Raw genomic sequence first — 23,077 nt, 5'->3', positions numbered from 1 at the left:
GTACTTTTGCAAAAATTTTAGTTCAAAAATGCCAAAAATCGGAAACATAATTTTACCTGAATTTCCTTTGCTACTTGCACCTATGGAAGATGTGAGCGATCCACCATTTCGTAGGTTGTGTAAATTGCATGGAGCCGATTTAATGTATTCAGAATTTATTTCGTCTGAAGGATTGATTCGGGATGCGATGAAAAGCAGAAAGAAATTAGACATTTTTGATTACGAAAGACCCGTTGGTATTCAAATTTTTGGAGGCGATGAAGAAGCTATGTCTGAAAGTGCAAGAATCGTTGAAACGGTTCAACCTGATTTAGTTGATATAAATTTTGGTTGTCCAGTAAAAAAAGTGGTAACAAAAGGAGCAGGAGCAGGAGTTTTGAAAGATGTAGATTTGATGATTCGTTTGACAAAAGCAGTTATTAGAGGAACTTCGCTTCCAGTAACAGTAAAAACAAGATTGGGTTGGGATGATGCTTCTATAAATATTGATGAGGTGGCAGAAAGATTGCAAGACATTGGCGTGCAAGCGTTGTCAATTCATGCCAGAACTCGTGCCCAAATGTATAAAGGACATTCGGATTGGAGCCACATTGCAAGAGTAAAAAATAACCCAAGAATTACCATGCCAATTTTTGGAAATGGTGATATAGATTCCCCTGAAAAAGCTTTGGAATACAAAAATAAATTTGGTATTGACGGAATAATGATAGGAAGAGCAGCTATTGGAAACCCTTGGATTTTTAATGAAATTAAGCATTTCATGAAAACGGGTGAAAATTTGGCTCAACCAACTATGAATGACAGAATTGAAGCGGCCAAAAATCACTTAATTTGGTCAATGGAATGGAAAGGAGAACATTTAGGAATAATAGAAATGCGTCGTCATTATACCAATTATTTTAAAGGAATTCATTCGTTCAAAGAATACAAACAACGTTTAGTTACAACTGATGATGCTAATGGATTAATGCAGGTTTTTGATGAAATAGCAGAGGTTTATGCTAATTATCAGTTTTCGTAAACTATTCAACTAATTTTTTTGATACAGTGTTGCTTGCAATCCAAGAAGCAGCAATTCCAAGTATATATATGGTTGCAATCACAATCAAGATGTTTTTAACTTCAAAAACGACTGGATAAGGTAAAGACTCATTAACCATCACTAAACTAAATTGTTGTTGGATTACTATAATAATGATTCCTATAATTAAACCAATTAAACCTCCAAAAAAAGTAAGCAAACTACCTTGAAAAAAGAATATTCCTCTCAATTGCCTTATTTCAACACCTAAATTATACAAGGTTTTTAAATTGGATTTTTTATCTATAATCATCATGATTAAAGCGCCAATTAAATTGAATAAAGCAATAATTATTACTAGTGTGAAAATGAGATACACTGCAATGTTTTCAGTATTCAACATCTTATAAAGTGAATCGTTTAATTGTGCCCTGTTTTTAATAACTACCTCATCTTTAAATATAGAATTTAATTCACTAATTGCTTTTTCTTCAGTTGAATTAGGTTTTAATTTAAATTCAATATTTGTGACTTGATTAGATTTAAAACCTAATAATTCTTGAGCAATTTTGATGTCACAATAAACATATTTATTGTCAATTTCTTCGTTTAAAGAATATATTCCAACCGGAATTAAGGAGGATCTTTTAAAATCATCATCGCTAGAAAGTTGCCCTTTCTTGGCCTTAGGAGCAATAACTTCTAATCGATTGTTAAAATCTAACAAACCAATCGAAAGCTTACGTTGTATGCCAGCACCAATAATTCCCTGATTGGTTTCAGATTCAATCCATGAACCAGCAAATAGTTGTTCATTAATGGAAGTTACATCCGAATATAAGGAATCAACTCCTTTGATATAAGCAACTTGTTCTTTTTCATCATATAGAAAGAAAACACGTTCTTCAACAATCTTGCTAAAGGCAGAAAAATTTTCAGATTTTTTTAACTGATTGATTTGGTCTAAAGAAAGAATGAAAGATTTCCCTTTTGAAGCTTCGATTTTTATATCAGGATCAGTAGAATTGCTAAAACTCAAACTGAATTCTTTTAAACCACTAAAAACAGACATGACTACAAACAAAGCCATTGCGCTAACAATAATTCCAAGCGAAGCAATAAATGTAATGATATTTATGGCAGTACTTTTACTGAAACTTAACGCATATCTTTTAGCTATGTAAAAAGGAAAATTCAAATTAAGATTTTTTTCTTTTTTCTAATAAATCAGGATTTTCAATAGGATTTTCGCTTCCTTTTAAAGCATTGTCAATGCCTTCGATATAGTCTAAACTATCATCAATGTAAAAAATAAGATTTGGTACTTTTCGCAATTGATTCTTTACGCGTTGCGCTAAATCGTGTTTAATTAAAGGAGTATTTGTTTTAATAGCTGCTAAAATCTCGGGTGCTTTATCTGTCGGAAAAACACTTAAGTGAACTTTTGCAATGGATAAATCCGTAGTTACATTAACTTTTGATATTGAAATAATTAGGTTGCTGATTCCGTTTTTACGAATTTCACCTTGCAAAATATCTACTAAGTCATTTTGCAATAAAGCACCAATTTTTTTTTGTCTGTTCGTTTCCATTTGGCAAAAATACGATTTTTTTAAAGTCACTTATAATATATGTGATAGGATTTTATTTTATAATTTTACCAAAAATATAAAAAATGAGAAAAATTGAACATATTGGTATTGCTGTTAAAGATTTAAATCAATCCAATCAGCTTTTTGAAAAATTATTTGGAAATCCACCATACAAAGAAGAAGAAGTGGCTTCAGAAGGTGTGAAAACTTCTTTTTTTATGAACGGTCCAAATAAAATTGAACTTTTAGAAGCTACAAATGAAAATAGTCCAATTGCTAAATTTTTAGAAAAAAAAGGAGAAGGAATTCATCACATTGCTTTTGATGTAGAAGATATTGAATCAGAAATAGTTAGACTGGAAAAAGAAGGGTTTGTTTTAATAAATGATAAGCCAAAAAAAGGAGCAGATAACAAGTTGGTCGTTTTTTTACATCCAAAAAGTACAAATGGAGTTTTAATAGAACTTTGTCAAGAAATCAAAGAAAAGTAATATAAGATTTGCAAGCAATTAAAAATAGTAGTAATATTGCACTCTCAAAACTGGTCCTATAGCTCAGTTGGTTAGAGCACCTGACTCATAATCAGGTGGTCCCTGGTTCGAGCCCAGGTGGGACCACAAAAGAAAAGCCTTTCTTTACTGAAAGGCTTTTTTTAAACGATGTTATTTGTATTTAATAGAGATATAATGCATTTGAGGTTATTTTAACATTATTATTAATTTTAAAATTTTGTAAGTAATTTATTTTTTTTACTTTTACGCACATGAGATTAACCCCAAATAAATATTTACTAATCAGCTTTTTGATGGTTTGTTGCCCTATTTTCGCTGGTCCAACTAATCCACCAGCACCTGCTGGTCCTCCGGTAGGGCCAGGTCTTCCATTAGATTCTAATTTGTATTTATTGTTTCTTTTAGGTGTAATATTCTCTTTTATTTTTTTTAGAAATTACATCAAATCAGGTAATAAGGTTTAATTAATCATTAATTAAATTAAATTCTGCTAATCTTTTAACGTATTTCCCGATTACATCAAATTCTAAATTAACTACATCTCCAATTTTTAAAGTTGAAAAAACAGTATTTTCATAAGTATATGGAATGATTGCTACGCTAAATTCGTTTAATTTAGAGTTTACAACCGTTAAACTTGTTCCATTAATAGTGATTGAGCCTTTTTCAATTGTGACATTATTCAATGATTTGTCATATTCAAAAGTAAAATACCAACTTCCTTCTGCTTCTTTTATTTCTTTGCAAACACCAATTTGATCGACATGACCTTGAACAATATGTCCGTCAAGTCTTGAGCCTAGTATCATGGCTCTTTCTATATTTACTAAATTATTTTTCTCCCAATTCGAAATAGTGGTTTTTTCAATGGTTTCTTTAATTGCAGTTACGGTATATTCATTTTCATGAATGTTTACAACTGTTAAGCATATTCCATTATGAGCCACACTTTGATCAATTTTTAATTCGTTAGTAATTTTAGATTCAATTGTTAAGTGAAGATTTTCTTGGTCTTTTTGAATCTCTTTTATTATTCCGATTGTTTCTACTATTCCTGTAAACATAAGTGGTTTTATTTTACTAAATTTGCAGTTCAAAAATAGCATAAATTACTCTTTATAATGGTTAAAATAGCAGAAAATATTATTGTAGGAATTTCAATAGGTGATTTAAACGGTATTGGGAGCGAGGTTGTCCTTAAAACTTTTGAAGATAACAGAATGCTAGAGTTGTGTACACCCGTTATTTTTGCTAATGTTAAAATAATGTCTTACTTAAAGAAAGTTTATGAATTAACATTAAATTTTCACGGAATTGATTCATTAGATCAATTAGTGATAGGGAAAATTAATGTGCTTAATGTTTGGAAAGAGCCTGTAAATATTGAATTCGGCAAAACAAATAATGAAGTTGGTAAATATGCAATAAAGTCTTTCTTTGCAGCTACTAAGGCTTTAAAAGAAAACAAAGTAGACGTATTGTTAACAGCTCCAATCAATAAATATAACATTCAATCAGAAGAATTTAAATTTCCAGGTCACACCGATTATTTGGCAAAGGAGTTTAACGAAAATGCTCTTATGTTTATGATTCATGATAACTTAAGAGTTGGATTGTTGACGGACCATGTGCCAGTTAATGAAGTGGCTAAACATCTAAATGAAGCATTAATTACAAAGAAAGTTAAAGTTATAAATAACACCTTAAAACAAGATTTTAGAATTGAAAAGCCAAAAATTGCAGTTCTTGGACTCAATCCTCATGCTGGTGATAATGGTGTGATTGGAAAAGAAGATGAAGAAATAATTAAACCAGCCTTAAAGAAAATTTATGATGCTGGAGTTTTAGTATTCGGTCCATATTCAGCGGATAGTTTTTTTGGAAGTAATCAATATAAACAATACGATGCTGTTTTAGCAGTGTATCACGATCAAGGCTTAATTCCATTCAAGACAATGTCATTTGGTAATGGAGTTAATTATACTGCTGGACTGAGTAAAATTAGAACTTCTCCAGATCATGGAACCGCTTTTGATATTGCAGGAAAAAACAAAGCAAGTGAAAGCTCATTTAGAGAGGCTTTGTATTTGGCAATTGATGTGTTTAATAATAGAAATGAGTATAAGGAATTGACCAATAATCCTTTAATTGCAAGTAAATAATTAGTTATAAACAAAAAAAAGTTGACAACTACTTTTATTTTATAAATATTTTATATCTTTGCACTCCTTTAAAAAGGAAAAAACTGTTGTAATGGATAATTTAAAAGAGTATTTAATTCAATTTGTTGGATTAAAAATAGGGAAACACCAGTTTGATTATCACATAGATAATTCGTTCTTTGAGCACTTTGAGTTTGATGAATATAACGCTTCAAATATAAAAGTTGATGTCTTGTTAGATAAAAAAAACACAATGCTTGAGTTAACAATCAAGCATAAAGGAACTGTAAATATTCCATGTGATTTAACTAGTGAAGATTTTGACTTGCCTATAAAAGGAAAAATAAACTTAATTGTAAAGTTTGGAGATTCTTTTAATGATGAAAATGAAGAATTATTGATATTACCTCACGGAGAATTTGAATTTAATGTGGCTCAATATATATATGAGTCTATCATACTTTCAGTTCCTTCCAAAAGAGTTCATCCTGGAGTGAAAGACGGAACGCTAGATTCTAAAGCATTAGAGCTTTTAAATGATTTAGCACCAACAGAGATTAAAGAAGAAGAAAATAAAGATACCGACCCAAGATGGGACGATTTAAAGAAACTATTAACGGATAAATAATATAGTAAAATGGCACATCCAAAGAGAAAAATCTCCAAAACAAGAAGAGATAAGAGAAGAACACATTATAAAGCAACTCCTGCTCAAATCGCTACTTGCCCAATAACTGGTGAAGCGCATTTATACCACAGAGCTTACTGGCACGAAGGTAAAATGTACTACAGAGGACAAGTTGTAATTGACAAGTCTGAAGCAGTAGCTTAATAGCATTTTAAATTATAGAGAAAAAACTCTCACTTCGTGGGAGTTTTTTTGTTAAAAACAAATCATTGATAATTATACTCAAGGATTTATTTGGGTTTGAATTTTTTTTTGTAATTTTCACAACTATTCAAATGGCATCATTTGATAAGAAAAATTATACTTATGAATAAAATAACAGCCGCAATAACAGCAGTTGGATCCTATGTTCCTGACTTTGTTATGTCTAATAAGGTGTTGGAAACTTTAGTAGATACTAATGATGAATGGATTACTTCACGAACAGGAATCAAAGAAAGAAGAATTCTTAAAGAGGAAGGTCAAGGAACGTCTTTCCTGGCCATAAAAGCAGCACAAAACTTAATAGAAAAAGCAAACATCGACCCAGCTGAAATTGACATGGTCATCATGGCTACTACAAGCCCAGATATGCCTGTGGCAGCTACCGGTGTTTATGTTGCCTCTCAAATAGGTGCGGTTAACGCATTTTCTTATGATTTGCAAGCAGCTTGTTCTAGTTTCTTATACGGAATGTCAACAGCTTCAGCGTACATACAATCTGGTAGATATAAAAAAGTACTTTTAATTGGAGCCGATAAAATGTCTTCAATTATTGATTATACAGATAGAACTACTTGTATCATCTTCGGTGATGGGGCTGGTGCAGTTTTATTTGAACCTAACGAAGAAGGTTTAGGTTTGCAAGATGAATACTTAAGAAGTGATGGAATTGGAAGAGATTTCCTAAAAATTGAAGCTGGAGGATCTATAATGCCACCTTCAGAAGAAACCGTGAAAAATAAAAAACATTTTGTGCAACAAGATGGAAAAACTGTTTTCAAATATGCAGTTTCTGGAATGGCTGATGTAAGCGAAAAAATTATGCAACGTAACAACCTTACTAAGGATAATGTGGATTGGTTAGTAGCTCATCAAGCAAATAGAAGAATTATTGATGCAACAGCAAATAGAATAGGTTTAGAAGATGACAAAGTTTTAGTAAATATCCATAGATATGGAAATACAACTTCTGGAACTTTACCTCTATTATTAGCTGATTTTGAAAGTCAATTAAAAAAAGGAGATAATTTAATATTTGCTGCTTTTGGGGGTGGATTCACATGGGGATCTATCTATCTAAAATGGGCATATAATTCAAAATAAAAACAAACAAACTAAATCAAATCAAATTTTAATAGTATGGATATTAGAGAAATTCAAAATTTAATCAAATTTGTATCGAAATCAGGTGCAACGGAAGTGAAATTGGAGATGGATGATTTTAAAATCACCATCAAAACTACCGCAGAAGGTGCTGAAAGTACTACTACTTATGTTCAACAAATGCCAGCTGTTCAACAAATGCCTCAAGCACCAGTAGTTCAACCTGCAACTCCTGTAACTCCTGCAGCAGCAGTTGAAACTAATGATGATTCAAAATATATTACTATAAAGTCTCCAATTATTGGAACATTATACAGAAAACCAGCTCCAGATAAACCAGTTTTTGTTGAAGTAGGAAGTACAATTTCTAAAGGAGATGTGGTTTGTGTAATTGAAGCAATGAAATTATTCAACGAAATTGAATCTGAAGTTTCTGGTAAAATTGTTAAAATTTTAGTAGACGATTCTTCTCCTGTTGAATTTGACCAACCATTATTCTTGGTAGATCCATCATAATTATTTTGAAATTCCAATAGTCAAAATACAAACTCCAAATGTTGGATTTTGGGATTTGGGATTTGTAATTTTAAAATTTAAAAAAAGATGTTTAAAAAAATATTAATTGCCAATAGAGGAGAAATTGCACTGCGTGTAATTAGAACTTGTAAAGAAATGGGCATCAAAACTGTAGCTGTTTATTCAACTGCAGATGCAGAAAGTTTACACGTACGTTTCGCTGATGAAGCTGTATGTATTGGACCTCCTCCAAGTAACCTTTCGTATTTGAAAATGTCAAATATTATAGCTGCTGCCGAAATAACAAATGCAGATGCTATTCACCCAGGATATGGTTTCTTATCTGAAAACGCAAAATTTTCTAAAATTTGTCAAGAACACGGTATCAAATTTATTGGAGCTTCTCCAGAAATGATTGATAGAATGGGGGACAAAGCCAATGCTAAATCAACTATGATTGAAGCGGGTGTTCCTTGTGTTCCAGGTAGTGAAGGAATTATTACTTCTTATGAAGAATGTGAAAAAGTTGCCAAAACTACTGGATATCCTGTAATGCTTAAAGCTTCTGCAGGTGGTGGTGGAAAAGGTATGCGTGCCGTTTGGAAAAAAGAAGATTTGAAAAACGCATGGGAATCAGCAAGACAAGAAAGTAAAGCTGCTTTTGGAAATGATGATATGTACATGGAAAAACTTATTGAAGAGCCAAGACATATTGAAATTCAAATAATTGGAGATTCTTTTGGAAAAGCATGTCATTTATCAGAAAGAGATTGTTCAGTACAACGTCGTCATCAAAAATTAACAGAAGAAACACCTTCTCCTTTTATGACTGATGAATTGCGTAACGCAATGGGCGCTGCTGCTGTAAAAGCCGCTGAATATATTAAATATGAAGGTGCTGGTACGGTTGAGTTTCTTGTAGACAAACATAGAAATTTCTACTTTATGGAAATGAATACTCGTATTCAAGTAGAACACCCTATCACAGAGCAAGTTATTGACTATGATCTAATTCGTGAGCAAATTATGGTAGCGGCTGGAATTCCAATTTCTGGTAAAAACTATTTCCCAATGCTGCACTCTATTGAGTGTCGTATCAACGCAGAAGATCCTTATAACGATTTCAGACCTTCACCAGGAAGAATTACAACACTTCACACACCAGGTGGACACGGAGTTCGTTTAGATACTCATGTTTATTCTGGATATACAATTCCTCCAAATTATGATTCAATGATTGCTAAGTTGATTACAACAGCTCAAACTAGAGAAGAAGCAATCAACAAAATGAAACGTGCTTTAGATGAGTTCGTAATTGAAGGTATAAAAACAACAATTCCTTTCCACAGACAATTAATGGATGAACCAGACTATGTAGCGGGTAATTACACTACAAAATTCATGGAAACTTTTGTTATGAATGAAAAGGTTGAAGAATAAACAAAAAAACGCTCAATTTTATTGAGCGTTTTTTTTATCCAATAATTTGTAATAAATCATCTACTTCTTTTTTTTGGGACTCATATTTCAATTGAAATTCAGAACCTTCTTTCATTTTATTATAATAAGACAATCCCTTTATAGCAAATGCTTTTAAATAATAAGTAGATAATGTTGGAATCAAAGGAAATTTTTTATGAAACAACATTTCATAATAAGCTTGCCATTCTCTTTCATTTCTATCCTTAAGAGCTATTTCAGCTGATTTTTGATGTACATGTAGCATTTCATGAGCCAATAAATTTAACATCAAATCTAATGGAAACTCAAAAGTGTTTTCTGGAATTCTAATAATTTGAGGTTCACCAATTTCTCCTTCAGTAGTCATTAAAATAAAATCGGGTTTTGCTTTTTCTCTTAATTCAATTCCTTTAAAATTGGGATGCGATAAGTCATATTCCCTAATTAATAATTCAGCGGCTTCAACTGTCAATCCATTCTTGTGAAAGATTTGTATGGTGAACACTATGTCTTCAAATGACATCATAAATAAAAATTCCAAAAATTAAATTCCAAATTCCAAAAAAAAGATTATTCAAATTTCTCCAATTTCTATAAATCTGTGTTCCAAATATAAAATCCCAAATTCTAAAAACTAATGTAATCACAAAGTATCTTCAAGCCATTTAAAAAACTCACGTTGCCAAACTAAACCGTTTTGTGGTTTTAAAATCCAATGATTCTCTTCTGGGAAAATCATAAACTTACTTTTAATTCCTTTTAACTGTGCTGCTTGAAAAGCTTCTTGACTTTGTCCAATTGGCACACGATAATCAATGCCACCTTGAATAATAAAAATAGGAGTATTCCAATTGTTTACTAAAGTAATTGGATTGAAATCCTTAAAAGTTTTCTGTGCAATTTTATTCTCATTTTCCCAATAAGCACCACCTGAATCCCAATTCGTAAAGAAAACTTCTTCGGTTGTGCCATACATACTTTGTGTATTGAAAATTCCTGCGTGAGAAATAAATGTTTTGAATCTGTTGTTGTGAATTCCCGCTAAATAAAACACAGAATAACCACCATAACTTGCTCCAATTGCTCCTAATCTTTCTTTATCTACATAACTTTCTTTTGAGATATCGTCAATAGCTGCTAAATAATCATCCATCACTTGTCCACCCCAATCACCACTAATTTTTTCATTCCATTCCACACCATGACCTGGCATTCCTCTTCGGTTAGGAGCTACAACAACATAACCTTGTGAGGCCATCACCTGAAAATTCCATCTAAATGAATAAAATTGCGTCAAAGCACTTTGTGGACCACCTTGACAATACAAAAGCGTTGGATATTTTTTAGAAGCATCAAAATTTGGAGGTAAAATTACCCAAACCAACATTTTCTTGCCATCTGTTGTGGTTACATATCTTCTTTCGGTTTTACACTTTGTAATATTAGCATAAACTTCATCATTTACTTTGGTAATTTGGTTCCATTCTGAACTTTTTAAATCATATGAATAAATCTCACTAGCATGATTCATATCTCCACGAGTTACAATGATTTTTGAATCGCTAAACCCAACAATTCCGTTTACATCAAAATCTCCTTTTGTGATTTGATTTACGCGAATCATGATTTTAGTTAAACCCGGAAAATTCACTTCAAACAATTGTTTTGTGCCATCAATTGCAGCAATAAAATAGACTTTTTTACCGTCTTTACTCCAAGTAAAACTATCTACAGTTCCATCCCAATTACTTGTCAAATTGATATCTAGCCCTTTATGACGAACAATAATATCATTTTTATCGGCTTCATAACCATCTCTTTTCATTTGCAACCAAGATAAATCTCCATTAGGTGAAAACTGTGGTGCAACATCATACCCTAAATTCTTTTCCGTAAGGTTTTTAGTGGTTTTAGTTGCAATATCATATTCATATAAATCTGTATTTGTTGAAGTTGCATAAGCTGTTCCTGCTTTTTTCTTACTTACATAAATTACTTTCTTTCCATCAGGTGAAAAAATATAATCTTCATCACCACCAAATGGTTTTTGTGCACAATCATAAGGTTCGTTTGCCATGATATCTTCATCATTCACAAAAACATGATTATGTTTACCTTCATTCCAAGTATCCCAATGACGGTAATCTAAGCCATCATAAATTTGAACATTAGATTTCTCTAATTCAGGATAAAAATCTTTCCCTAAAACTTTTTCAATTTTGACTTCTTTGTGCGAAAGTGTTTTTCCATTAGAGATGTTTTTATCCTCCAATAACGATTTGTAATCTTCAATTGCAGTAGCTTTTCCACCTTTTATTGGAATAGAATAATAAGTAGCATTCAACTTATTTTCAACCATATCGGGTTTAGATACTTTGTAAATTACTGATTTTCCGTCTTTTGAAATTCCCAAAGCAGAAACTCTGCCTAATTCCCATAATTTTTCTGGAGTCATAATAGCTTGAGAAAATCCTGATGTTGTAATCATAGTGAGAAATATTAAAGTAATCTTTTTCATTTTTTAACAATTTTAATAGGCTAAAAATAATCATTTTTTAAAAAAATATACCTAATTTCACTTTTTAAAAGCAAAAAAGAAAATAATGAGAAAATTAGCATTGCATTGGCAAATTTTACTAGGAATGGTTTTGGGAGTAATTTTTGCTTTTTTGCTCGTTCAATTTGACTGGGGAAAGCAATTTATTGTAGATTGGATCAAACCTTTCGGTAATATATTTATCAATTTATTAAAATTAATTGCTGTTCCGTTAATTTTAGGTTCATTAATTAAAGGAGTTTCTGATTTAAAAGACATTTCTAAGCTTTCTCAAATGGGAGGAAGAACCATTGGATTATATATAATGACAACTGTTCTAGCGGTTTCTATCGGTTTAGCGGTTGTAAATATTATAAAACCAGGTGAATTTATTTCTGAAGATACCAGAAACGAACTATTAACCAATTTTGCAGGTGATGCCACTTCTAAAATTGAAGCAGCCAACAAACAAAATGAAGCTGGACCATTACAGGCTCTTGAAGATATTGTGCCAGATAATATTTTTAAATCAGCAACTGATAATGGAAGCATGCTACAAGTAATTTTCTTTGCATTGTTTTTCGGTATATCTATGATTTTAATTCCTGAAGAAACAGCTAAACCAGTTAAAGCTTTTTTTGATGGTTTTAATGAAGTAATTCTCAAAATGATTGACTTAATCATGTTGGCTGCTCCAGTTGGAGTTTTTGCTTTATTGGCTTCTTTGGTCGCTGAATCACCAAGTGCAGACTTATTTAAAGCTCTCGGAATGTACGGAATTTCCGTTTTAATTGGATTAGCTTTAATGATTGCAGTTTATTTATTAATTGTAAAAATATTGGCCAGAAAAAATGCTTCTTTTTTCTTAAATGGTATAGCTCCAGCTCAATTATTAGCTTTTTCAACCAGTTCGTCAGCTGCAACTTTACCTGTGACAATGGAAAGAGTTGTAGATAATTTAGGGGTTGATGATGAAGTAGCTAGCTTTGTTTTACCCATTGGTGCCACAATAAATATGGATGGAACGAGTTTATACCAAGCAGTGGCTGCTGTATTTATTGCTCAAGCTTTTGGTATGGATTTAACCTTAGGAGCTCAATTAGGAATTATTGTTACCGCAACTTTAGCATCGATAGGTAGTGCAGCTGTTCCTGGTGCAGGAATGGTTATGTTGGTTATTGTTTTAGCTCAAGCTGGAATTCCAGAAGCTGGTTTGGCTTTAATTTTTGCCATTGACCGACCTCTAGATATGTGTAGAACTACAGTAAACGTTACAGGTGATGCAGCAGTTTCAATGGTAGTAGCAAAATCAGTAGATAAATTAGAATAATTTTCAATCTTAGTGTTCTATAAAAGTTAAAGTATAAAAAAAGCATTAACTAAATGAACCTAAATACCTAAATGGTTTAAAAAAACAATAATAATGAACGACTTTCATTGGACCAAACTCTTTAATCCCGAATTCTATATTACTATGGAAGTTGGAGGTGTACCTATTGGAATCTATATGGTTTTGTTCATTGTTTTTGCTGAAACGGGTTTGTTTGCAGGTTTCTTTTTACCGGGTGATAGCTTGTTGTTTCTTTCTGGAATTTACAGTAGAGAACTAGTGGAAACGTTCTTTTATATTCCAAGTGATTTTTCAAATGTGACTATTTTAGCTTTATTAATTGCTGCTGCTGCCACATTAGGAAATGTTTTTGGCTATTGGTTTGGAGCAAGAAGCGGACAATTTTTATATGCTAAAGAAGACAGTTTCTTTTTCAAAAAGAAGTACTTGTACCAATCACAAGAATTTTTTGAAAAACACGGTGGAAAAGCCATTATCTTCGCTAGATTTTTACCTATTGTAAGAACATTTGTGCCCATAATTGCAGGAATTGTTCACATGGAAAAAGGAAGATTCATGTTTTATAATGTGTTGAGTTCACTACTTTGGTCTTTTACTTTAGTTTTTGCAGGACATTATTTATATGACTTATTTTTATCAGAATTTGACATTGATTTAAAAAAACACATTGAAAAAATTATTTTAATATTGATAGCAGTTACCACATTTCCTTTAGTAATGAAAGCTATAAAATCTAAAAAGTCGAATTCTAATACTCCTGAATAATGCAACTAAGCTATTGGGAATTAAAAAACTGGTTCTCTAATGTTGATTTCACTATCGTAGGAAGTGGAATTGTAGGTTTGCATTGTGCGTTAGAATTGAGAGGAAGATTTCCAAAAAGTAAAATTTTAGTACTCGAAAAAGGAATTTTACCACAAGGTGCCAGTACAAAAAATGCTGGTTTTGCTTGTTTTGGAAGTATTTCGGAAATTATTTCCGATTTAAGAACCCATTCCGAAGAAGAAGTTACTCAATTGGTTCAAAAAAGAGTCAATGGTTTACAATTACTACGCAAACGTTTAGGTGATGAGGTTTTGGATTACAAACCTTATGGTGGTTATGAATTGTTTTTAAAGGAAGATGAAGCTTTTTATACCGAATGCCTTTCAAAAATTCCTTTCATAAACGATATTTTAAAACCCATTTTTAAAGCAGATGTTTTTGCCAAAGAAGTAGACCGTTTTAATTTCAAAGAAATTTTTGACTATCTAATTTTCAATCCGTTTGAAGGGCAAATTGATACCGGAAATATGATGCAAGCTTTGTTAAAAGAAGCAATTTCCAACGATATTCTAATTTTGAACCAACAAAACGTAACTTCATTCACGGATAATAATTCATTTGTTGAAGTGGTTACCAATGAAACTTCCTTCAAAACAAACAAACTACTCTTTGCTACCAATGGATTTGCATCCCAATTAACAAACAACCAAGTAAAACCAGCAAGGGCTCAAGTTTTAATTACAAAACCTATTGAAAATTTAGATATAAAAGGAACTTTTCATTTAGATCAAGGGTATTATTATTTTAGGAATATTGGAAACAGAATTCTTTTTGGAGGTGGAAGAAACCTAGATTTTGAAGGTGAAACGACGACTGAATTCAATCAAACCCAAATTATTCAAAATAAGTTGGAGCAACTACTAAAAGATGTGATTTTACCCAACCAACCTTTTGAATTTGAGCACCGTTGGAGTGGAATTATGGGTGTTGGAAATCATAAAAAACCAATAGTTGAACAGCTTTCTAACAATGTGTATTGTGGTGTTCGTTTAGGTGGAATGGGAGTTGCTATTGGAAGTTTAATTGGTAAAGAATTAGCGGATTTATTATATTAGTTTCTTTATTTATAAGAAAAATTGATAATCGAGTAAATATCCAAATTCTTGAATATATTTGTTACTTATTTAAGTACGCTTTTTTATGTTCAAAAAAATAAAACGAATTATTTGGAAAACCTTTCTGTGGTTTAATATCATCAGTCTTTTTTTAGTATTGCTTTTCAAATTTGTACCAGTTCCTTTTACACCTTTAATGGCAGTTAGAGCTATTGATCAAAAATTGGAGGGCAAAGAAATGCGTTCCAGTCACGATTGGGTTCCTATTGAAGAAATTTCTCCAAATCTTCAAAAAGCAGTCATTGCCAGTGAAGATGGAAATTTTTTGACACACAGTGGTTTTGATTTTAAAGCCATTGAAAAAGCCTATGAAAGCAATCAAAAAGGGAAAAAAGTTAAAGGAGGAAGTACCATTTCTCAGCAAACCGCAAAAAATGTTTTTCTTTGGCAAGGTAGAAGTTATTTAAGAAAAGGTTTAGAAGCTTATTTCACCGTACTTATTGAATTATTTTGGAGCAAAGAACGTATCATGGAAGTGTATTTGAACAGCATTGAAATGGGTGATGGAGTTTATGGAGCTCAAGCAGCAGCAAAACATTGGTATCATAAAGATGCAAAAAACCTCTCAAGAATTGAAGCAGCTGGAATTGCAGCCATTTTACCTAACCCAAGAAAATTTAAAGCAGTAAATTCTTCCAATTACATTAACAGAAGAAAAGCAAAAATCAGTAAATATATTGGGTATGTCTCGCTAGACTATTAAACCTTTAATCGATATAATCTACTGTTCGTCTGGTTTTTATGTTTAAAACGATATTCAAACAGAATTTTTTATACATTTGCCACCTAACGACAAAATAGAATATTAATGAAAAAAATGCTCCTTTTTTCTGCCTTTCTTGTTATGCAATCACTTTTCGCTCAACAAGAATTAGATCTTACCATCAGATATGATGATACAAATTCAAGATATGAAGTTTATGCTAAACCAAACTTTACGCAAAGCAATTTTACATGGGGACCTTCACAAATCAGTGTATTAGTGCCTGCAAGTTTTCCTGATCAAGCTTTATTAATTACTTCTCACGCAGGTGGATCTTGGGGCGACAACTCAATTGTTTATGCACCTTCATCTTCACCAAATTATGATTTTCACGGTGTACAAACTGGTGGACAGCTAACAAATTTAGTAGCCAATCAAGAAAAATTAGTATTTTCTTTTGTTTCTCCTTCTGGAAGTTGTGTAACGGGTTTACGTTTATTCATTAACGGTTCAGATCCAAATTCAAGTCAACCAGGAATGGCTGGTGGAGATTTCGCAAATTCAATCGATAATGGAAATTTAACGGACATTTATAATACAAATTACAATAATACAGGTTCTACATGTACCACATTATCAGTTGAAACACAAGCTCCATTAACAGAAGTAAATATTGTAGCTTACCCTAACCCTGTAGTGAATGAATTGACTATTTCAGGCTTAACTACTTCAAGTAACTCAATCCAAATTTATGCTTATAACGGGAAGTTGTTAAAAACATTTGAAACAATTGAAGCAGAATCAAAAATTTCATTTTCAGGATATGCTGACGGAGTTTATTTCATAAAAATTCAAAACGCAGAGAATCGTTTTACCATCAAAAAAATTATTAAACAACCATAAGGTATTTGCAATAAACACTAACAAAAGGAGCTAAATTTTAGCTCCTTTTTTTATTTCTGAAAATTGAAACGTAACATTTCACACTCAAATTCGACTAATAAATAAAAACGAATTAGATATGCAAGCACACGAAATTGATTACCATATTTATGGAGAAGAAATGCAATATGTTGAGATAGAGCTAGATCCTCAAGAAGTTGTAGTAGCTGAAGCAGGGAGTTTTATGATGATGGACAGTGGCATCAAAATGGAAACTATTTTTGGAGACGGAAGTAAACAAGAAGGTGGCATTTTTGGAAAACTATTATCCGCTGGAAAACGAGTTTTAACAGGTGAAAGTTTATTCATGACGGCTTATCAAAACATAGAATATGGGAAGAAGAAAGTTTCGTTTGCTTCACCTTATCCAGGAAAAATTGTACCAATTGATTTAGCAAAATACGGTGGAAAATTTGTTTGCCAAAAAGACGCTTTTCTTTGTGCAGCCAAAGGAGTTGCTGTTGGAATTGATTTTTCAAGAAAACTAGGAAGAGGTTTATTTGGTGGAGAAGGTTTCATCATGCAAAAATTAGAAGGAGATGGAATGGCTTTTGTACACGCAGGAGGAACTCTAGCAAGAAGAGAATTACAAGCTGGTGAAGTTTTAAAAGTCGATACTGGTTGTATTGTAGGTTTTACCAAAGATGTACAATATGATATTGAATTTGTTGGTGGAATTAAAAACACCATTTTTGGTGGAGAAGGAGTATTCTTTGCTACACTTCGTGGTCCTGGAGTAGTATATATTCAATCGTTACCATTTAGTAGATTAGCAGACAGAATTATTCAATCAGCACCTCAAATGGGTGGAAAAGATAAAGGGGAAGGAAGTTTATTAGGTGGTTTAGGCAATCTTTTAGATGGTGATAATAGGTTTTAATCTTTCCTGCAAGGTTTTCAAAACCTTGTAGGTATAAATTCCTTTAAATAAAAAAAGGTCAAAATCATAAAAACCCAAATAACATAAAATAAAACTAATTTTAAACATAAAAATCCCGTTTAGAAACTACCTAAACGGGATTTTTTTTAGAATGATATTTCAAAAATTATTTCAATTCTCTGACACCCATATTATATAATGTAAACGCTTGAATATCTACTTGCTCATTAATAATAGCTTCAGTAGATTTTCCAGCACCATGTCCAGCATTAACATCTATTCGAATTAAGGTTGGATTTGGACCCGTTTGTTTGGCTTGCAATTCAGCAGCAAATTTAAAACTATGAGCTGGAACAACTCTATCATCATGATCACCAGTAGTAATTAAAGTCGCTGGATAAGCAGTGCCAGCTTTAACATTGTGAACAGGAGAATAACCTCTCAAATAAGCTAACATTTCTTTGGAATCTTCAGATGTTCCGTAATCATAAGCCCAACCAGCTCCAGCGGTAAAGGTATGGTAACGCAACATGTCTAAAACACCAACAGCTGGTAAGGCTACTTTCATTAAATCAGGTCTTTGCGTCATGGTTGCTCCAACTAATAAACCACCATTAGAACCACCTTTTATAGCTAAATAATCAGATGAAGTATATTTTTGAGCAATTAAAAATTCAGCGGCAGCTATAAAATCATCAAACACATTTTGTTTTTTCATTTGCGTTCCTGCATCGTGCCATTTTTTACCATATTCTCCACCACCACGAAGATTCGCAACAGCATAAACTCCACCATTTTCCATCCAAACAGCATTTGAAATACTAAAACTTGGTGTCAAACTGATGTTAAATCCACCATAACCATATAAAATAGTTGGATTTTTACCGTTCAATGCTATTCCTTTTTTGTACGTAATAATCATCGGAATTTTTGTGCCATCTTTAGAAGTGTAAAAAACTTGTTTAGACTCATAATCTTCTGATTTGAAATCTACTTTTGGTTTTTCATATACTTTTGAAGCTCCTGTTTTTGGATCATACGCATAAATAGTTCCTGGAGAAGTATAATTGGTAAACGAATAGTACAATGTAGTTTCTTCCTTTTTTCCACCAAAACCTCCAGCAGAACCAATGCCAGGTAATTTTATATCACGAACTAATTTTCCATCATAATCATATTGTTTGATAAGCGAAACTGCATCTTTAATATAATCTGCAAAAATGTATCCACCACCTGTTGAAACCGAAAGCACATTCTCTGTTTCAGGAATAAAGTCTACCCAATTTTCCATTTTTGGATTGGCTAAATCAAATGTTACTACTCTTTGGTTTGGAGCTTTATAATCCGTAGACAAATAGAATTTTGTGCCCACATTATCAACTACATTGTTATTGTAATCAAATGTGTTTACAATTTTTTGAATAGGGCCATTTTTACTCAAATCTTTAATGTATAACTCATTTCCGTTTGTAGCAACAGCAGCAGAAATTACTAAATAATTCTCGTCATCAGTAACGTAACCACCAACATATCTTCTTTTTTCATTCAATCCAAAAACAACTTTGTCTTCTTTTTGCGAAGTGTTTAATTTATGGAAATACAATTTGTGTTGGTCTGTTTTAGCAGAAAGTTCACTTCCTTTTGGTTTGTCATAACTGGAATAGTAAAAACCTTCATTTTTGTACCAAGAAATCCCACTGAATTTTACATCTACAATAGTATCTCCAATAATTTCTTTGGAAACAGCTTGCATCACAATTACTTTTCTCCAATCGCTTCCACCTTCAGAAATGGCATATGCTACTAAGGAACCGTCTTTTGAGAAGTTTATTCCACCTAAAGAAGTGGTGCCATCTTTTGAAAATGTATTGGGATCTAAAAACACTTCTTGTTTGCCATTTTTGTCTTTTCTATACAAAACCGATTGATTTTGTAACCCATCATTTTTGTAAAAATAAGTGTAATCTCCTTCTTGGAAAGGAGCTGAAATTTTTTCGTAATTCCATAATTTTTCCAAACGCTCTTTAATTTGCTTTCGAAACGGAATTTTATCTAAATAGCCAAAAGTAACTTCATTTTGTGCTTTTACCCAAGCTTTGGTTTCTTCACTATGGTCATCTTCTAACCAACGATAAGGATCTTGAATAGAATCTCCAAAATAGACATCAACAGAGTCTACTTTTTTAGTTTCGGGATAATTTACAGTCATGTCTGCTTCAGCTTCTGTTTTAGGCTCTTGCTTGCACGACAAAATAGATAGTGCTACAATAGCTAAGGTTATTGTTTTTTTCATGTTTACTGAATTTATTGAAGTATCTTTTTGTTATAGGATACTTACGGTTTAAGGTTGTTGTGTTACAAATTTAACAAATTGATATTTAAAGCTTTGTTAAATGCAAAAAAAAACGACTAAAATTTAGTCGTTTTTGCAATGTTTAATAGATTAGTTAGTTTACTACAATAGGAAAACTAACTTCTGCATCTGTATTACCTGCTGCATTTGTAATGTCTCCAGTGTTAACGTTTGCAGCAGTTTTATTCGGCTCATGTCTTAAAGTTACCGTCAATGTACCTGTGGAACCAGAAGTTCCAGCAACTAAAGTAAACGCTAAACCTATTGGATTACCATTTTCATCTACGTTGTTTGCATCATAAGTAACAGTTCCTAAAGACGCTGCTAACTGATAGAAAACTTGGTGATCTGCTCCTTCTTCTTCAACTTCTTCAGTGATGTCTTCCGCTGGATTGGCTAATTCATTCAAAAATGTAGTATAACCTGTGTAAGTTGTTCCGGCTGTTAAGGTACCGCCTCCAGTTGGTGTTAAAACAGGAGCATTTGGCCCATCACCATCTAAGTCTCTTGAAGTTAAAATTATAGTTTGTCCTCCACCAATTAGCGTGGTAGTTACTGTTGTAATAACTTCTTCTTCGTTTACAGCGGTTGTATTGTCGTCGTCATTGTTACAAGAAGTTGCAAATAAAGCTGGAATTAATACTAAGGCAATAAGTTTTAAATTTTTCATTTTTTTAAATTTTAATAATTGAATTTTAATTGAATTTGAACATTTCTACCCATTTCATCTACAAAAAAGCGTTGACGATTTAGGTAATCTCGATACGTTGTGTTAGCAATATTTTGTACACTAAAAGAAGTGGTTAAACTATTTTTTTTGGCAATTTTAAAAGTCATCTCACTGTAAAAATGCAATAAATGATATCCGTTTGGAGGGGTGCTAATGTCTACCAAAACAGGTGTTAAAACATCATCTACAATAATATTTGTTTCAAAATTGTAATTGGGATACTGACTTTGTGTAAAAACAACTTCGCTTTTTAAGGAGGTTACGAAATTAAACCAAGATTCATTGCTATATTGAATTTTGTTATTAATGGTAAAAGGGGTCATGTCAATAAGATATTCATCGCTACTTAAATTTTGTCCCTTTACATAAGCTAAATTCAAATCATGTGAAAAATGGTTGTTAATAACCCATTTAGTATTTAAATCGAAACCGGTTAACAAAGCCTCTGTTTGTTTATAATCCCACACAGGAAAAGCACCACGAATGGTAGTTTCAAATCCAATAGGTTGCAGATACATAAAGTTTGTAATACGATTTACAAACGGATTAACTGCTACGCTAAAAGCCTTCCAATCTTTCTTAAAGGTGGTGTTGAATTTATAGGACTGCTCTTTCTCTAAATTTAAACTTCCTAATTCAATTTGACCTGTAGAATGATGTAAACCATCACTAAATAATTCAGAAGGATTTGGATTTCGAGAAGCTAAACTTACATTTACTAACCATTCCATTTCATGATGAAACAATTTTTTCAAACCAATATTTGCCGAAATAGTATGATAGTCAAAAGTAGGCTTGGTCAGCCATTGACTGCTTTCTTCGCCTACAATAAATTGCGAGAAATTGGCGTCATAACCACGTTCTGCCCATCTTGATTTTAAATAATATTTTGTGGCTTCTATAGTCGAAAAATCATAACGAATGCCAGATTCTAAAGATGTTGCGTTATCAAATTTATAAACTGCAATTCCATAAAAACCCGCATCAAATTTATCATAACTTGGAATTAAAGGTCTAACACCTGTATTTGGGTTGGCAAAGTTGTTCTGATATCCTAAATTAACTCCCGAATTTAACTTCCAATTTTCAATGGATGTTTTGTAATCAGCCAAAAAAGTATGTGTAGCCAATTGCAAATCTAAAGCAGCTTTGTCATTATTTGCACTACTTCTTCTAACATCATACTCAAATCTATTGTTTAACTGAAAGGCATATTGAAAATCAAGAGAGCTGTTGTCATTTAGCCATTGTTGATAATTAATTTTTGCTAAATGATGTTGCACTTCTTGTTTCGGAGCAACAATAGAATAAGTAAAAGGCTCAATAATAGTAGGTTGTTGATTGTTAATTGAGTTGTATAAATCGTTTACATTGCCAATATGAGAAGCACTCAAAATTCCTATTTGCGCATTATAAAAACTATACATCGCATTGAATGTATAGTCTTCTTTAGCAAAACGAATGCCTCCTGAAAAATTTTGTTCTCGATTTCCAGAATTAGATAATACATAATCGGGTGTTTCTCTATCCCCTAAATATTTATAGGTTCCAAGAACATTCCAACTCCAACCATAACGATTCCCTTTTTGTAAACTCGAACTCAAACTTCCACCCATGCCATTTGAAGCCAAATTGACAATTGTTTTTCCAAACAAAGTGTCTTTTTTTACAATTTCAGGCTCTATAATTACTACACCACCAATGGCATCACCTCCATATTGTAAGGCAGAAGCACCTTTAATAACAGTTATTTTTCCAGCGGAATTAATATCAAAATTAGGGGCATGTTCTGTTCCCCATTGCTGATCTTCCAGTCGGACATTGTTATTAATTATAGGCACGCGGCTACTGTGTAATCCATTGATGACAGGTTTAACAATTGTACTACCTGTTTTTAAAATGGAAACACCAGAAACTTCTTTTAAAGCATCTCCAAGGGTTTGGTTACTAAACTTTTCAATAACTTCCTTGTTAAGGTATTGCTCGTTACTGCTTTGTGTTTTAGAATTTGTGTTTTGTTGAATAACAACGGTTTCTAATTTGTTCACATCTATTTCCATTTGACGATTTATAGTCAAATCACTTGAAACAGTAAGCGTTTCTTCGATAACTTGATATCCTATATAGGAAATATAAAGTTTTTGTTGCCCCAATGGAATGCCAGTCAAGATGTAGCTTCCGTCTGAATTCGTCGAGGTGGTTTTGTTGCCAATATGTACGTGTGCAGCTTCTAATGGAGAGCCATTTTCATCTGAAATTACTCCAGTAATTGTTACTTGAGTGTATCCAAAAAGGCTAACCAAAAAGATAAATAGAGTCGATAAAAATCGCATTTCTTTTAGTTTTAAGGTAACATAACGTATCATTATTTTTAATAACGATATC

Annotated in this window: 23 protein-coding genes and 1 tRNA gene; 16 read left to right on the top strand and 8 right to left on the bottom strand. The window is 32.2% G+C overall.

The features are described from left to right. The first annotated feature begins 28 nt into the window (after window positions 1–28). Window positions 29–1,021 carry a tRNA dihydrouridine synthase DusB gene (dusB, locus tag AABJ49_RS07230; protein WP_338377440.1) on the top strand — a complete coding sequence of 331 codons (993 nt, stop codon included), beginning with the start codon at window positions 29–31 and terminating at the stop codon, window positions 1,019–1,021. A 1-nt stretch (window position 1,022) separates the two neighbouring features. On the opposite strand, the gene AABJ49_RS07225 is transcribed toward dusB, so the two are convergent. Beyond that, entirely contained in the window at window positions 1,023–2,219 is a 1,197-nt protein-coding gene (locus AABJ49_RS07225) for an FtsX-like permease family protein (protein WP_338377438.1), read from the bottom strand. A gap of 1 nt (window position 2,220) precedes the next feature. Further along, a complete protein-coding gene (gene rbfA, locus AABJ49_RS07220) occupies window positions 2,221–2,613 on the bottom strand; it encodes a 30S ribosome-binding factor RbfA (RefSeq protein ID WP_338377436.1) in 393 nt (130 codons plus the stop codon). Between the two features lie 83 nt (window positions 2,614–2,696). On the opposite strand from rbfA, the gene mce reads away from it, so the two are divergent. From mce to AABJ49_RS07205, 3 genes are all read left to right on the top strand, one after another. Continuing rightward, window positions 2,697–3,104: a methylmalonyl-CoA epimerase gene (gene mce, locus AABJ49_RS07215; protein ID WP_338377434.1), complete on the top strand. Its 408-nt coding sequence runs from the start codon at window positions 2,697–2,699 to the stop codon at window positions 3,102–3,104. 52 nt (window positions 3,105–3,156) lie between these two features. Beyond that, window positions 3,157–3,230 (top strand) — tRNA-Ile (locus tag AABJ49_RS07210). A 146-nt stretch (window positions 3,231–3,376) separates the two neighbouring features. After that, window positions 3,377–3,589 carry a hypothetical protein gene (locus AABJ49_RS07205; RefSeq protein ID WP_338377431.1) on the top strand — a complete coding sequence of 71 codons (213 nt, stop codon included), beginning with the start codon at window positions 3,377–3,379 and terminating at the stop codon, window positions 3,587–3,589. Here AABJ49_RS07205 and AABJ49_RS07200 read toward each other — a convergent pair whose 3' ends face one another. Continuing rightward, window positions 3,590–4,189: a riboflavin synthase gene (locus AABJ49_RS07200; protein WP_338377429.1), complete on the bottom strand. Its 600-nt coding sequence runs from the start codon at window positions 4,187–4,189 to the stop codon at window positions 3,590–3,592. It lies immediately after the preceding gene. Between the two features lie 57 nt (window positions 4,190–4,246). Here AABJ49_RS07200 and pdxA point away from each other — a divergent pair, with 57 nt between their 5' ends. The 6 genes from pdxA (at window position 4,247) to accC (ending at window position 9,236) form a co-directional block, all read left to right on the top strand. Continuing rightward, window positions 4,247–5,287: a 4-hydroxythreonine-4-phosphate dehydrogenase PdxA gene (gene pdxA / locus AABJ49_RS07195; protein ID WP_338377427.1), complete on the top strand. Its 1,041-nt coding sequence runs from the start codon at window positions 4,247–4,249 to the stop codon at window positions 5,285–5,287. 91 nt (window positions 5,288–5,378) lie between these two features. Continuing rightward, on the top strand, window positions 5,379–5,915 hold the full coding sequence (locus tag AABJ49_RS07190) for a DUF177 domain-containing protein (RefSeq protein ID WP_338377425.1): 537 nt from the start codon (window positions 5,379–5,381) through the stop codon (window positions 5,913–5,915). 9 nt (window positions 5,916–5,924) lie between these two features. Then, window positions 5,925–6,119 (top strand): 50S ribosomal protein L32, encoded by a 195-nt coding sequence (gene rpmF / locus AABJ49_RS07185; protein ID WP_026716620.1) that lies wholly within the window; start codon window positions 5,925–5,927, stop codon window positions 6,117–6,119. 162 nt (window positions 6,120–6,281) lie between these two features. Continuing rightward, window positions 6,282–7,280 (top strand): beta-ketoacyl-ACP synthase III, encoded by a 999-nt coding sequence (locus AABJ49_RS07180; protein WP_338377421.1) that lies wholly within the window; start codon window positions 6,282–6,284, stop codon window positions 7,278–7,280. A gap of 36 nt (window positions 7,281–7,316) precedes the next feature. Beyond that, window positions 7,317–7,796 (top strand): acetyl-CoA carboxylase biotin carboxyl carrier protein, encoded by a 480-nt coding sequence (accB, locus tag AABJ49_RS07175; protein ID WP_338377419.1) that lies wholly within the window; start codon window positions 7,317–7,319, stop codon window positions 7,794–7,796. Between the two features lie 87 nt (window positions 7,797–7,883). Beyond that, on the top strand, window positions 7,884–9,236 hold the full coding sequence (gene accC, locus AABJ49_RS07170) for an acetyl-CoA carboxylase biotin carboxylase subunit (protein WP_338377416.1): 1,353 nt from the start codon (window positions 7,884–7,886) through the stop codon (window positions 9,234–9,236). 34 nt (window positions 9,237–9,270) lie between these two features. Here accC and AABJ49_RS07165 read toward each other — a convergent pair whose 3' ends face one another. Both AABJ49_RS07165 and AABJ49_RS07160 read right to left on the bottom strand, forming a co-directional pair. Beyond that, window positions 9,271–9,783 (bottom strand): hypothetical protein, encoded by a 513-nt coding sequence (locus tag AABJ49_RS07165; protein ID WP_338377415.1) that lies wholly within the window; start codon window positions 9,781–9,783, stop codon window positions 9,271–9,273. 117 nt (window positions 9,784–9,900) lie between these two features. After that, the gene (locus tag AABJ49_RS07160; protein WP_338377413.1) at window positions 9,901–11,775 is read right to left on the bottom strand and encodes a S9 family peptidase; all 1,875 of its coding nucleotides are present in this window, start codon (window positions 11,773–11,775) and stop codon (window positions 9,901–9,903) included. A gap of 85 nt (window positions 11,776–11,860) precedes the next feature. On the opposite strand from AABJ49_RS07160, the gene AABJ49_RS07155 reads away from it, so the two are divergent. The 6 genes from AABJ49_RS07155 to AABJ49_RS07130 all read left to right on the top strand — a co-directional run bounded on the left by AABJ49_RS07155 (window position 11,861) and on the right by AABJ49_RS07130 (window position 17,609). Then, window positions 11,861–13,123: a dicarboxylate/amino acid:cation symporter gene (locus tag AABJ49_RS07155; protein WP_338377411.1), complete on the top strand. Its 1,263-nt coding sequence runs from the start codon at window positions 11,861–11,863 to the stop codon at window positions 13,121–13,123. 93 nt (window positions 13,124–13,216) lie between these two features. Continuing rightward, the gene (locus tag AABJ49_RS07150; RefSeq protein ID WP_338377409.1) at window positions 13,217–13,909 is read left to right on the top strand and encodes a VTT domain-containing protein; all 693 of its coding nucleotides are present in this window, start codon (window positions 13,217–13,219) and stop codon (window positions 13,907–13,909) included. Next, window positions 13,909–15,024 (top strand): FAD-dependent oxidoreductase, encoded by a 1,116-nt coding sequence (locus AABJ49_RS07145; protein ID WP_338377407.1) that lies wholly within the window; start codon window positions 13,909–13,911, stop codon window positions 15,022–15,024. The genes AABJ49_RS07150 and AABJ49_RS07145 overlap by 1 nt, the downstream gene beginning before the upstream one ends. Window positions 15,025–15,109: 85 nt before the next feature. Next, on the top strand, window positions 15,110–15,787 hold the full coding sequence (gene mtgA / locus AABJ49_RS07140; protein ID WP_338377405.1) for a monofunctional biosynthetic peptidoglycan transglycosylase: 678 nt from the start codon (window positions 15,110–15,112) through the stop codon (window positions 15,785–15,787). 105 nt (window positions 15,788–15,892) lie between these two features. Continuing rightward, window positions 15,893–16,690, top strand: a complete 798-nt coding sequence (locus AABJ49_RS07135; protein WP_338377403.1) for a T9SS type A sorting domain-containing protein — start codon at window positions 15,893–15,895, stop codon at window positions 16,688–16,690. 118 nt (window positions 16,691–16,808) lie between these two features. Beyond that, window positions 16,809–17,609, top strand: a complete 801-nt coding sequence (locus AABJ49_RS07130; protein ID WP_338377401.1) for a TIGR00266 family protein — start codon at window positions 16,809–16,811, stop codon at window positions 17,607–17,609. 166 nt (window positions 17,610–17,775) lie between these two features. Here the strand turns inward: AABJ49_RS07130 and AABJ49_RS07125 are convergent, their stop codons facing one another. The 3 genes from AABJ49_RS07125 to AABJ49_RS07115 form a co-directional block, all read right to left on the bottom strand. After that, complete coding sequence (locus AABJ49_RS07125) at window positions 17,776–19,902, bottom strand: prolyl oligopeptidase family serine peptidase (protein WP_338377399.1); 2,127 nt, start codon at window positions 19,900–19,902, stop codon at window positions 17,776–17,778. A gap of 154 nt (window positions 19,903–20,056) precedes the next feature. After that, the gene (locus AABJ49_RS07120) at window positions 20,057–20,632 is read right to left on the bottom strand and encodes a type 1 periplasmic binding fold superfamily protein (RefSeq protein WP_338377397.1); all 576 of its coding nucleotides are present in this window, start codon (window positions 20,630–20,632) and stop codon (window positions 20,057–20,059) included. Between the two features lie 11 nt (window positions 20,633–20,643). Further along, complete coding sequence (locus AABJ49_RS07115) at window positions 20,644–23,058, bottom strand: TonB-dependent receptor plug domain-containing protein (protein ID WP_338377395.1); 2,415 nt, start codon at window positions 23,056–23,058, stop codon at window positions 20,644–20,646. Between the last annotated feature and the right edge of the window lie 19 nt (window positions 23,059–23,077).

Origin of the sequence: uncultured Flavobacterium sp. (genome assembly GCF_963922255.1) — a bacterium.
Taxonomy (GTDB): domain Bacteria; phylum Bacteroidota; class Bacteroidia; order Flavobacteriales; family Flavobacteriaceae; genus Flavobacterium.
Note: the sequence above shows the minus strand (reverse complement) of the source record. Positions and strands in the feature narration are given on the sequence as shown.